This is a genomic window from Paracoccus aminovorans (genome assembly GCF_900005615.1).
In the GTDB taxonomy this organism is placed as follows: Bacteria; Pseudomonadota; Alphaproteobacteria; order Rhodobacterales; family Rhodobacteraceae; genus Paracoccus; species Paracoccus aminovorans.
In genome coordinates this window covers 2,110,341-2,122,259 of sequence record NZ_LN832559.1, presented here as the reverse complement: position 1 = coordinate 2,122,259, position 11,919 = coordinate 2,110,341, and the positions used below count along the sequence as shown (strand labels likewise).

Here is an 11,919-nt window from a genome sequence, read left to right as displayed (position 1 = left end):
CTATGCCATGCCGGGACGCGGGGGAAAAGCGGGGCGGCCGCCGGGGCGCCGCCGGGCGGGTCACGGCTGCGTCAACCCCCGGGCGAGAACGGCGGTTCTGCGTCAAAACCGACGCAAACCCCACCGAATCCGGTTGAAAATGCGGCTCTGCGGGACTAATTACACGCGCAAAACCTCTGGCCATACAAGGAAGACAGCCATAGCCCGCAGACCGCATAACGCTCCGCCCACCCGTGACACCGGCCCCCGCGTCAACGACCGCATCCGGGTCGCAGAAATCCGCCTGATCGGGGCGGATGGCGAAAACGTCGGCGTCGTCACGCCAGCCAAGGGCATGGAGCTTGCGCAGGAGGCCGGGCTGGACCTGGTCGAGATCTCGCCCAATGCCGTGCCGCCGGTCTGCAAGATCATGGACCTCGGCAAGTTCAAGTATGAACAGCAAAAGCGCGAGGCCGAGGCCCGCAAGAAGCAGAAGATCATCGAGATCAAGGAAATCAAGTTCCGTCCCGGGACCGATACCCACGATTACGATGTCAAGATGCGCTCGGTGATGAAGTTCCTGGACGAGGGCGACAAGGTCAAGGTCACCCTGCGCTTCCGCGGCCGCGAGATGGCGCACCAGTCGCTGGGCCTCGAACTGCTGAACCGGGTCGCCGCCGATGTGGGCGAGGCCGGCAAGGTCGAATCGATGCCCAAGCTGGAAGGGCGCCAGATGGTCATGATGATCGCGCCGAAGTAAGGACAGGGTGATGGCGGCCGAGGTGACGATTCTGGTTCTGCGCGAACCGGGCGCCGATCCGGCGCTGCCGCTGCCCGAATATCAGACCGCGGGATCGGCCGGCGCCGACTTGCGTGCCGACCTGGGCGGGTCCGAGTTGCGGCTCGACCCCGGCCAGATAGCATTGGTCCCGACCGGGCTGCGCGTGCAGATCCCGCCGGGCTACGAAATGCAGATCCGCCCCCGTTCCAGCCTGGCGCTGAAGCATGGCGTGACGCTGCCGAACACGCCGGGCACCATCGACAGCGATTATCGCGGCCCGCTGGGGGTGATCATGATCAACCTCGGTGCCGCGCCCTATGCGATCCAGCATGGCGAGCGCATCGCCCAGGCGGTGATCGCGCCGGTGACCCGCGCGGCCTTCGTCATGGCCGAGGCGCTGGACCAGACCGCGCGCGGCGAAGGCGGCTTCGGCTCGACCGGCCGCGGCTGATGGCCCGGGGCTGATGCCGGTCCTCATCCTGCTGCTGGTGTTCGTCTGGGCGACCGGCGGCTGGTGGCTTCTGGGATATGGCGCGGTGCTGGGCTGGCTTTACTGGCTGCGCCTGCGCGGCTGGAAGCTTGGTCTTGCCGCGCTGCTGCTGTGGCTCGCGGTGACCGCCGCCGTCCATCGCTGGCCCGAGGGCGCCTTTGCGCGGGCGGTGCAATGGCCGTCCCCGGTGCTGCTCTGGCTGCTGGCCGTCACCCTGATCGGCCTTGCGGCATGGTCGCTTCTGCGGCTGGCGCATCGCCACAGCGTCGCGCTGCCGCAGCAGGGGCCGGGGCTGGTGCCGGTGAAGCAGGCTGTGTCCGAAGCCCCCCCGGTCCCGGTCAATGGGACCGGCTCGCCTGCGGATGCGGAATTGGACCGCTATGCCCGCCATATCGTGCTGCGCGAATTGGGCGGGCCGGGGCAGGCGGCGCTGCGGCGCGCGCGGGTGCTGGTCGTGGGCGCGGGCGGGCTGGGGGCTCCGGTCTGCCTTTACCTCGCCGCCGCCGGGGTGGGACGGATCACCGTCGCCGACGACGACCGGGTCGGCCTCTCGAACCTGCAACGGCAGGTGATCTTCCGCACCGCCGACGCGGACCGCCTCAAGGCCGAGGCCGCCCGCGACGCCATGCTGGCACTGAATCCGCATGTCGCGGTGACCGCGCTGGACCGCCGCATCACCGCCGAGGACGCCGCTTTGCTCGCCGGCCACGACCTGGTGATCGACGGCACCGACAGTTTCGCCGCCCGCCAGGCGGTGAACGCGGCTTGCGTCGCGGTCGGCGTGCCGCTGGTCGCCGGCTCGATCGCGCAATGGGAAGGGCAGCTGACCGTCTGGGACCCCGCCCGCGGCGCGCCCTGCATGGCCTGCATCTTCCCCGAGGCTCCGGCCGCCGGGCTGGCCCCGGCTTGCGCCGAGGCCGGCGTGGTCGGCCCGCTGCCCGGCGTCATCGGCTCGATGATGGCGCTGGAGGCGATCAAGCTGATCGCCGGCGCGGGCGAGCCCCTGCGCGGGCGCATGCTGATCTTCGACGGGCTCTATTCCGAAAACCGGCTGATGAAAATTTCGCGACGCGCCGATTGCCCGGTCTGCGGCTCTGGACATTTGCCGCCGGGGTGAAAACATGCAGGGCAACCGAAAGGATGCCGCATGAACCCTGAGTTGACCGAATGGACCGGGCCGCTGGGCCTGCCGCGCTTCGACCTGATCCGCGACGCGGATTTCGCCCCCGCCTTCGACGCCTGCCTGAAGCTGGCCGAGGAGGCCGTCGAGGCCATCGCCGCCAATCCCGAACCGCCGACATTCCAGAACACCGTCGCCGCGCTGGAAACCGCCGAGGAGCCGCTGAACCGGCTCTGCGCGGTGTTCTATACCCTGGCGGGCGTCGATTCGAACCCCGCGCGCGAGGATTTGCAGCGCCAGTTCGCGCCGCGCCTGGCCGCGCATGGCGCCAGGACCAGCATGGACCCGCGGCTGTTCGACCGGGTCGAGGCGATCCATCAGGACCGCGACGAGCTGGCGCCGCAGGACCAGCGCCTGACCGAGCTGACCCTGCGCGGGCTGCGCCGCTCGGGTGCCGGGCTGACCGGCGCGGCGCGCGCGCGCATGGCGCAGGTCCGCGAAAGGCTGGCGGTGCTCAGCACGGATTTCGCCCAGAACGTGCTGGCGGATGAGCGCGACTTTACCATGGCCGTGCCCGACGACCGGCTTTCGGGCCTGCCGGACTGGCTGTTGCGCGCCATGCGGGCGGCGGCGCGCGAACGCGGGCTGTCGGGCCGGATCGTGACGCTGAACCGCTCGCTGATCGTGCCTTTCCTGGAATATGCCGAGGACCGCGCCTTGCGCGAGACCGCCTGGCGGGCCTGGACCGCGCGCGGCGACGGCTCGGGGGCAGGCGGCGCCAAGACCGACAACCGCCCCATCGCCGCCGAGATCCTGGCGCTGCGCCACGAACGCGCCACGCTGCTGGGCTACGCCGATTTCGCCAGCTACAAGCTGGAGCCCGAGATGGCCGGCAATGCCGGCAATGTCGAGGCGCTGCTGAAACAGGTCTGGACCCCGGCCAAGGCCCGGGCCGAGGCCGATGCCGCGCGTTTCACCCAGATGCTGCACGCGGACGGCGTGAACGGCGCGCTGGAGCCCTGGGACTGGCGCTTCTACGCCGAGCGCCGCCGCAAGGCCGAGCACGAGTTCGACGAGGCGGCCGTGAAGCCCTACCTGACCTTGGAGGCGATGATCGGTGCGGTCTTCGACACCGCGAGCCGGCTGTTCCGGCTGGAGTTCCGCGAGTTCCAGGCGCCGCTCTGGTCGCCCGAGGTCCGGGCGTGGGAGATCACCCGCGACGGCCGGCAGATGGCGGTGTTTCTGGGCGACTACTTCGCCCGGCCCAGCAAGCGCTCGGGCGCCTGGTGCTCGTCCTTGCAGCAGCAGCACCGGATCGGCGCCGGCCAGCGCCCCATCGTGGTCAATGTCTGCAACTTCACCCCGCCCGAGGCGCCCGGCGCGCCGGCCTACCTGTCCTGGGACGACGCGCATACGCTGTTCCACGAATTCGGCCATGCGCTGCACCATATCCTGTCGCAGGTGGACTGGCCCTCGATCTCGGGCACCTCGGTCGCGCGCGACTTCGTCGAACTGCCGAGCCAGCTGTTCGAGCATTGGCTGGAACAGCCCGAGGTGCTGGACCGCCACGCCCGCCATGCCGAGACCGGCGCGCCGATGCCGGCCGAGTTGCGCGACCGCATCCTGGCGGCGGGCAATGCCGATCAGGGCTTCGCCACCACCGAATATCTGGAAAGCGCGCTGGTCGACCTGGCCTTTCACACCGGCACGCCGCCCGCCGACCCGATGGCGCGGCAGGCCGAAGTGCTGGCGGAACTCGGCGCCCCCGCCGCGATCCCGATGCGCCACGCCACGCCGCATTTCGCGCATGTGTTTTCCGGCGACGGCTACAGCGCCGGCTATTACAGCTACATGTGGTCCGAGGTCATGGATGCCGACGCCTTCGAGGCCTTCCTGGAAAACGGCGGCGCCTTCGACCCGGCCACCGCCGCCCGGCTGGAGGAATGGATCCTCTCCAAGGGCGATTCCTTGCCGGCCGACGAACTTTGGTTGAAATTCAGGGAACGAAAACCGGGGGTTCACGCTTTGTTGAAAGGACGCGGCCTGTTGACCGACGTTTCCTGACACAACGGGAGATTGAAATGACTGTGATGAAACCCCTGCTTGCCTTCGCCGCCCTCGCGACTTTGGGAATCGCCGCCTGCGACCAGGTCGCTCCGGCCACGCCCGAGCCCACCCCCGGTCCCATGGCGCAGTCGAGCGCGCTGAACGGCACTTACAACCTGCTGGAATCGAACTGCGGCGATCCGACCAGCGACAAGTCGCTGGTCATCGACGGCAACAAGTTCATGTTCCCGGCGGCGACCTGCACCGTGGCCAATTCCGAACAGCAGGTGAACCGCACCCGCGTCACCCTGGCCTGCGAAGGTTCGCCCGCCGCCGGCAACCGGGTGGTCGACCTGCAGTCCCGTCCCGACGGCACGCTGCGCATGACCGAGAACTCGATCACGCTGACCTATCACCAATGCATGAAGGCCAGCGCCAGCACCGATTCCCTGGTCGGACAGACCATGTAATCGCGCGAATCGGGCCGCCGAAAACCGCAGGGCCGCCCCGCAGGGGCGGCCCTTGCAACTTCGGGGCGCGTCGCCGGCGGGCGTGTCGCCCATGACTGGCATATCGCGGGCCCGCGGCCCGTCGTGCTTGCCGCGGCCCGGCAAGCTGCCTTACCCTCGAAGGGCAAGCGGCGCGTTTGAAGGTTCACTGGTGCGGGGACGATCCATGACGGCGACGACGATACCGGTCAAGACCATCGGCGACATTCCGATCGACAAGATGGGACTGGCGCATTACTTCCGGAACTACACCGAATTCCTGGGACCGCGCCGACACGAGGCGTTGGACATGCTGGAACTGGGCGTGGCCCGCGGCGATTCGCTGAAGCACTGGGAATCCTGGCTGCCCAACGCCCGCATCACCGGCCTGGACATCAACCCCTGCGCCGCGTCCTTCGGCGAGCGGGTGCGCTGCTACGTCGGCGAACAGCAGGACAAGGCGCTTCTGGACCGCATCGCCGCCGAACGGGCCCCGCGCGGTTTCGATGTCATCATCGACGACGCCGCCCATGTCGGCCAGCTGGCCCGGATCTCGTTCTGGCACCTGCTCGAACACCATCTGAAGCCGGGCGGCCTGTATTTCATCGAGGATTGGGGCACCGGCTATTGGCCGCAATATCCGGACGGCAAGCATTACCGCCCCGAGTCGCCGGACCTGTCCTGGCACGAGCGTATGCTGGACCGCGCCCACAAGACAGGCGCCGTGCGCGGCCTTTACCCGCTGCGCAAGCTGACCGGGTGGCTGCGCTGGAACCTGGTGCGGCGGCGCTTTCACGGCCACGACCGCGGCATGGTGGGCTTCGTCAAGGAACTGGTCGACGAATGCGGCGCCGAGGACATGACCCATCCGACCCTGGGCACCGGCGCGCAGCGCAGCTCGCGCATCGCCTGGATGCGGGTTTCGCTGGGCCATGTGGTGGTCTGCAAGGCCGGCGGCGAGGATGCCGCCACGCTGCACTAGTCGCGGATCTCGCCCGCATCCACGCCCCAGATCGCGGTCTTGGGCACCCAGCCCTTTTCCCCCGCGCCCGATACCCGGCACCAGTCGGGATTGCATTCGTGCAGCCGCACGATGGCGCCGGCCTCGGCGCGGGCGACGACATTGGCCCGGGGCTCGGGCCGGGCCAGCAGGTCCAGCATGTCCTTGGTGACGATGGCGGTCCGCACCCCCGACAACAGCGAATAATGCACCCAGCCGCCGGCGCCGTCCTGGTCCTCGACCCGGCGCCACTGGCCGAATTCGGCCACCACGCGCAGCGGCATGCCGGCGTGGCGAAACACCCAGTCGATGCGATGCGACAGGCTGGGGCCGCGCCTGGCGTTGCCCTCGCCGCCTTTCAGGCTGACATAGCGCGGCAGCGGCAGGTTGGTGACCGGCCCCCGGTTCGGATCGGCGCGGCCGTCCGGGTTGCGGCTGATCTCGGCATCGGCGGAGACCCCCGGCACCGGCTTGGCGTCCAGGGCCTCGCCCGGATCGGTCGCCTGCGCCAGCGCGGCGCCCCCGAAACACAGCCCCAGCGCCACCATCGCGGCGCGCGGCCAAGCCAGTCCATGCGTCATATGCTCGTCCTGCATCTTCGGGGTCTTGTGCGCGCCCCGCATCGCGGGCACTTTGCCAAAAGCCGTCCGGCTTTGGAAGAGAGGAGCGACCATGCCCGCCGTTCAAGCGACCGATCCGACCCGCTCGCGCCTGAAGGTCACCGTCACCCGCCGCCTGCCCGAGGCGGTCGAAGCGCGGATGTCCGAGCTGTTCGACGTATCGCTGAGCACCGACGACCGCCGGATGACCCGCGACGAGCTCGTCGCCGCCATGCGCGTTTCGGACGTGCTGGTGCCGACGGTCACCGACGCCATCGACGCGAACATGCTGGCCCAGGCCGGCGAGAAGCTGAAGCTGATCGCGAATTACGGCGCCGGCGTCGACCATATCGACGTGCATTCCGCCCGCCAGCGCGGCATCCTGGTCACCAATACCCCCGGCGTGGTGACCGAGGACACCGCCGACATGGTGATGGCGCTGATCCTGGGCGTGACCCGCCGCATCCCCGAGGGCATGGCCGAGATGCAGGCCGGGCGCTGGCAGGGCTGGGCGCCGACTTCGCATCTGGGCGGCCGGCTGGGCGGGCGCCGGCTGGGCATCCTGGGCATGGGCCGCATCGGCCAGGCCGTGGCCCGCCGCGCCAATGTCTTCGGCATGCAGGTGCATTACCACAACCGCCGCCGCCTGCGCCCCGAGATCGAGGCCGAGCTGCAGGCGACCTGGTGGGACAGTCTGGACCAGATGCTGGCGCGCATGGACATCGTCTCGGTGAACGCGCCGCATACGCCCTCGACCTTCCACCTGCTGAACGCGCGGCGGCTGAAGCTGTTGAAGCCCTCGGCCGTGGTCATCAACACCTCGCGCGGCGAGGTGATCGACGAGAACGCCCTGACCCGGATGCTGCGCGCGGGCGAAATCGCCGGCGCCGGGCTGGACGTGTTCGAGCATGGGCATGAGATTAATCCGCGGTTGCGCGAGCTTCCGAACGTCATGCTGCTGCCGCATATGGGCTCGGCCACCATCGAGGGCCGCGTCGAGATGGGCGAGAAGGTTCTCATCAACATCAAGACCTTCGCCGACGGCCATCGGCCCCCGGACTTGGTGGTGCCCTCGATGCTCTAGCAGGCTGCCGGCAAGGTCGGCGCGGACAGCCGGGGACGGGGAGATTCGTTTCGGATCGGCCGGAAATGCCGGCTGCCAGAGCGATGCTGACGAGGTCCGGAGCGGTTCCCCCGGTGCGCGCTCGGAACCGGTTTCCAGCGGCCTGTCAGCCCGGCAGGGACCGCGGGCACGTCGCCACTTCGGCCTGATGCGGCTATCTGCCGCCGCGGCTGCGGAATGGGCGTGCATGCCGCTTTTTTCCGCGAAAGCGTCGCAGACGCCGCCGGTGTGGTGCCCGGCTTCGGCTGTAATTGCCCGAACCCGCCTGCAACCCGGGAATCGCCCGCCGCCAGTCTCGGGGACGGCCGGCCCCTGACCTGAGCAGGCAAGACGTTCCGCACCGAAGGCTGCTCTCCTCCCAGGCCTGCGATGCGAAGAAAGGCCCGCGCTCCGCGCGGGCCTTTTTCTATGCGGCCCGGCGGCCACTGCTGCGGAAGCATATGCCGAAAATTTTCGCAACTATCTGTTTCGGAATGTGAATTCAGCCTGCTATCCGATGCGCCTATTGCTGAGCCAGTATCGAGAAAGCCACGATGAAGATTTCCAGGATTTTGTGTTTCTGCCTTCCGCTCGCCCTGGCGGCCGGCCATGTCCAGGCGCAGGACGACCTGCTGCGGAACACCTTTTATATTGGGGCCGGACGGGCCGAGTCCGGCGACCCGCTTGAGAACGACGATACCCCGTGGTCCATCGGCTTCCTGCATCAGCGGGCCGACAGCCGGCTGGTGCTGGGCTTCGATATCGGCCGCGAGGGCACCATGATCGATTCGACCTGGGGCCTGGACGAACGCCCGAAACAGGCGACGTCCTACAATCTGCTGATCGGCGGCAGCCTGGTCGACAACGGCCGGTTCCGTACCGATGCGGCGCTGCTGGTGGGGCTGCGGGAATCCTTCGCCGATTGCCCGGATTCCTATCTCGGCTTCCAATGCTACGCCGACCGGGCGCCGGACACCGAATACAAGGGCAATTTCGGCGCCGTGCTGACCCTTTCCGTCGACCGCCTCGCCCTGGGTCTGCGCGCCACGGGCGAAAGCACGCAACTGGTCGCCGGTCTCCGCTTCTGATCCTTTCGGCGCAGCCGGCCCGCCCGGGCATGAAATCTGGGTGGGCCGAGGCGCTCGCACGGTGGCGAAGCGAGGCCGGTCCTGCGGCTCCGCGGCAGCGCGTTGCTGCCGCAACTGTCCTTGGGCCAGTTTGGCGGCGCCGCAAAGGCTGCGTTCCCCTCGGGATCAGGTTGGCGGGCAGGGCAAAAGCATCCCCTGCGCGATGATCCTGCAGACCCGGCAGGTCATGCGTGCCTGTCCTTGCCTGCTGGAACTCCGCGCTGCGATTCCGCGCCGGTAGCGCAGGCTGCCCTGGTGCCTCTGCTACCGGCGCAGCGCCGCCAGCCGTCTTTCCAATTCGTCGCGCAAAGCCACCCGCTCTTCCGGGGCGAGGAAGGCGCCCAGTTCGACCTCGCGCCGGCCGTCGGTCAGCACCAGGTAATCCTCGACCGGCCCGCCCGAACGCAGGCCGACCCGGACCCAATAGGGATTCGTCCGCCAGATCCGGTCCTGCCGGCCCGGGTCGCTGCGGCGCAGCTCCAGCCGGTCGCGCGACAGCCACATCACCTCATGCGGCCGGCCATAACTGCGCCGAATCGCCTGCCACAGCGCCCAGATCACCAGCATCGCAAAGGGCAGCAATCCCCACAGCACCGTCGAGCCGACCACCGCCAGCAGCGGCAGCGCCAGCCCCAGCGCGGTCAATCCGATCACCCAGGCGAAGCCGCGCGCGCTGAGCGAGCGGTGCGGCCACAGTTCCAGCCGATATGAAAAGGCCCCGGATTCCTCCGGGGCCATATCCTGCCATGCATAGGGCATGGGTCAATGCGCGTGGACGCGATCCCAGTCCTCGCGCTTCGGCAGCTGCTCGAAGGTGTGCTCGGGCGGAGGCGAGGGCAGGGTCCATTCCAGCGTGTCGGCGTGCTCGTTCCAGTAGTTCGGGACGTTGACGCGCTTGCCGGCGAAGAGCGTGTAGAACACGATGCCGATGAACAGCAGGAAGGACGCGAAGCTGATATAGGCGCCGATGGACGAGATATTGTTCCAATAGGCGAACTCGACCGGATAGTCGATGTAGCGGCGCGGCATGCCCTGGCGGCCCAGGAAGTGCTGCGGGAAGAAGATCAGGTTCGAGCCCAGGAACATCATCCAGAAATGCAGCTTGCCGGCCCATTCCGGATATTGCCGGCCCGACATCTTGCCGATCCAGTAATAGACCCCGGCGAAGATGCCGAAGACGGCGCCCAGGCTCATCACGTAGTGGAAGTGCGCCACGACGTAATAGGTGTCGTGATAGACCCGGTCCAGCGGCGCCTGGCTCAGCACCACGCCGGTCACGCCGCCGACGGTGAACAGGAACAGGAAGCCGAAGGCCCAGAGCATCGGCGTCTTGAACTCGATCGAGCCGCCCCACATGGTCGCGATCCACGAGAACACCTTGATGCCGGTCGGCACGGCGATGGTCATGGTCGCCAGCATGAAATAGGCCTGCTGGGTCAGCGACATGCCGGCCGTGTACATGTGGTGCGCCCAGACCACGAAGCCCAGGATGCCGATCGCGGCCATGGCCAGCACCATCGGCAGGTAGCCGAAGATCGGCTTGCGGGCAAAGGTCGAGATGACGTGGCTGATGATGCCGAAGCCGGGCAGGATGATGATATAGACCTCGGGGTGGCCAAAGAACCACAGGATGTGCTGATACAGCACCGGGTCGCCGCCGCCGGCCGGGTCGAAGAAGTGGGTGCCGAAGTTGCGGTCCATCAGCAGCATGGTGATCGCGCCCGCCAGAACCGGCAGCGACAGCAGGATCAGCCAGGCGGTGATGAAGACCGACCAGGCGAAGAGCGGCACCTTGAACAGCGTCATGCCGGGGGCGCGCATGTTCAGGAAGGTGGTGATGATGTTGATCGCGCCCAGGATCGACGAGGCGCCCGAGACGTGGACGGCGAAGATCGCCAGGTCCATCGAATAGCCGGCCTCGGTGGTCGAGAGCGGCGGGTAGAGCACCCAGCCCACGCCCGAACCCGGCTGGTCCGAGCCGCCCGGCGACAGCAGCGAGGCGATGCCCAGGGCCACGCCGCAGACATACATCCAGTAGGAGAGGTTGTTCAGCCGCGGGAAGGCCATGTCCGGGGCGCCGATGTGCAGCGGCATGAAATAGTTGCCGAAGCCGCCGAACAGCGCCGGGATCACGACGAAGAACATCATCAGCACGCCGTGATAGGTGATCATGACGTTCCAGAGATGGCCGTTCGGCGTGCATTCCCGGCTGGCGTCGGCGATGAAGCGCGCGCCTTCCAGGCACATGAACTGCACGCCCGGGTGCTGCAGTTCCATCCGCATGTAGACGGTGAAGCAGACCGAGATCAGGCCGACGACGCCGGCCGTGAACAGGTACAGGATACCGATATCCTTGTGGTTGGTTGACATGAACCAGCGGGTGAAGAACCCGCGGGTGTCATGATGGTCACCGTGGCCGTGAACGGCTGCGTCTGCCATGCGTGGACTCCCTCAGATGCGGCTGGCCGGCCTCGGGGGCCAGCGGACTCGCTTTCGGTTCTAGAACAGGATGATGGCCTGGGCAATCCGCCAGAGGGACCAATCGCCCGCCTCCGGCCGCTTTTGCGGTTGCCGGGGGCGGGAATGTTGCCGCTTGGCGACAGCGGCGTCAGTTCGCGGCCGGGGCCTCGGCGGCGGCAGGGGCCTCGGCGGGCGCCTCGGCCGGGGCGGCGCCGGCATCGGGCGAGTTCTGGGCCAGGAAGGCCACGACATCGGCCTGATTCTTGGCCAGCTTGAAGGTCATCTTGGTCTTGAGGGACGCGTCGCCGACCTTGTCCTCGACATATTTGTTCGGGTCGGTGATGTAATGCCCAAGATCCTCGGTGGTCCAGATCTCGCCGGCCTCGCCCAGCTTGACGAGCGCGTCCGAGTATTTGAACCCTTCCTCGGTGCCGGCCTTGCGCCCCACCACGCCATAGAGGTTGGGGCCGGTCTTGCCGCCCTTGACCACGTCGGTCCCGTCCGGGGCCTGGATCATGTGGCAGGCCTTGCATTTCTTGAATTCCTTCTCGCCCTTGGCGGGGTCGCCCGCGTCCTGGGCCATGGCGGGCAGGGCGAGCGTGACGGCGGCGAGCGTAGCGTAGATGCTGGTCTTCATCGCATTTCCTCGGGAGCTGGCTGATGCTGGCGGGTGAGGATCGCTGTCCTCCTCCGACGCAAGGGCTAACATGCGTCAACCCGCCGGAAC

Annotated in this window: 12 protein-coding genes; 8 read left to right on the top strand and 4 right to left on the bottom strand. The window is 68.0% G+C overall.

Annotated features, from left to right (window positions below; all coding sequences use genetic code 11):
* The first annotated feature begins 7 nt into the window (after positions 1-7).
* The 6 genes from infC to JCM7685_RS10520 all read left to right on the top strand — a co-directional run bounded on the left by infC (position 8) and on the right by JCM7685_RS10520 (position 5,886).
* Positions 8-739 carry a translation initiation factor IF-3 gene (infC, locus tag JCM7685_RS10545; RefSeq protein ID WP_425287317.1) on the top strand — a complete coding sequence of 244 codons (732 nt, stop codon included), beginning with the start codon at positions 8-10 and terminating at the stop codon, positions 737-739.
* A gap of 10 nt (positions 740-749) precedes the next feature.
* Positions 750-1,211 (top strand): dUTP diphosphatase, encoded by a 462-nt coding sequence (dut, locus tag JCM7685_RS10540; RefSeq protein WP_074966323.1) that lies wholly within the window; start codon positions 750-752, stop codon positions 1,209-1,211.
* Positions 1,212-1,224: 13 nt separating this feature from the next.
* The gene (locus JCM7685_RS10535) at positions 1,225-2,367 is read left to right on the top strand and encodes a HesA/MoeB/ThiF family protein (RefSeq protein WP_074966322.1); all 1,143 of its coding nucleotides are present in this window, start codon (positions 1,225-1,227) and stop codon (positions 2,365-2,367) included.
* Positions 2,368-2,397: 30 nt separating this feature from the next.
* A complete protein-coding gene (locus tag JCM7685_RS10530; protein ID WP_074966321.1) occupies positions 2,398-4,434 on the top strand; it encodes a M3 family metallopeptidase in 2,037 nt (678 codons plus the stop codon).
* Between the two features lie 17 nt (positions 4,435-4,451).
* Complete coding sequence (locus JCM7685_RS10525) at positions 4,452-4,886, top strand: hypothetical protein (protein ID WP_231964619.1); 435 nt, start codon at positions 4,452-4,454, stop codon at positions 4,884-4,886.
* A 205-nt stretch (positions 4,887-5,091) separates the two neighbouring features.
* Entirely contained in the window at positions 5,092-5,886 is a 795-nt protein-coding gene (locus JCM7685_RS10520; RefSeq protein ID WP_074966319.1) for a class I SAM-dependent methyltransferase, read from the top strand.
* Here the strand turns inward: JCM7685_RS10520 and JCM7685_RS10515 are convergent.
* Positions 5,883-6,485 (bottom strand): SH3 domain-containing protein, encoded by a 603-nt coding sequence (locus tag JCM7685_RS10515; protein ID WP_074966392.1) that lies wholly within the window; start codon positions 6,483-6,485, stop codon positions 5,883-5,885. The two genes, JCM7685_RS10520 and JCM7685_RS10515, sit on opposite strands and share 4 nt — an antisense overlap.
* 91 nt (positions 6,486-6,576) lie before the next feature.
* Here JCM7685_RS10515 and JCM7685_RS10510 point away from each other — a divergent pair, with 91 nt between their 5' ends.
* Both JCM7685_RS10510 and JCM7685_RS10505 read left to right on the top strand, forming a co-directional pair.
* Positions 6,577-7,587, top strand: a complete 1,011-nt coding sequence (locus tag JCM7685_RS10510; RefSeq protein ID WP_074966318.1) for a 2-hydroxyacid dehydrogenase — start codon at positions 6,577-6,579, stop codon at positions 7,585-7,587.
* Positions 7,588-8,159: 572 nt separating this feature from the next.
* Positions 8,160-8,693, top strand: a complete 534-nt coding sequence (locus JCM7685_RS10505) for a hypothetical protein (protein WP_074966317.1) — start codon at positions 8,160-8,162, stop codon at positions 8,691-8,693.
* A gap of 303 nt (positions 8,694-8,996) precedes the next feature.
* Here the strand turns inward: JCM7685_RS10505 and JCM7685_RS10500 are convergent, their stop codons facing one another.
* From JCM7685_RS10500 to JCM7685_RS10490, 3 genes are all read right to left on the bottom strand, one after another.
* A complete protein-coding gene (locus JCM7685_RS10500) occupies positions 8,997-9,491 on the bottom strand; it encodes a DUF2244 domain-containing protein (RefSeq protein ID WP_074966316.1) in 495 nt (164 codons plus the stop codon).
* A 3-nt stretch (positions 9,492-9,494) separates the two neighbouring features.
* Positions 9,495-11,171: a cytochrome c oxidase subunit I gene (gene ctaD, locus JCM7685_RS10495; RefSeq protein ID WP_074966315.1), complete on the bottom strand. Its 1,677-nt coding sequence runs from the start codon at positions 11,169-11,171 to the stop codon at positions 9,495-9,497.
* 169 nt (positions 11,172-11,340) lie between these two features.
* Positions 11,341-11,829: a c-type cytochrome gene (locus JCM7685_RS10490; protein WP_074966314.1), complete on the bottom strand. Its 489-nt coding sequence runs from the start codon at positions 11,827-11,829 to the stop codon at positions 11,341-11,343.
* Between the last annotated feature and the right edge of the window lie 90 nt (positions 11,830-11,919).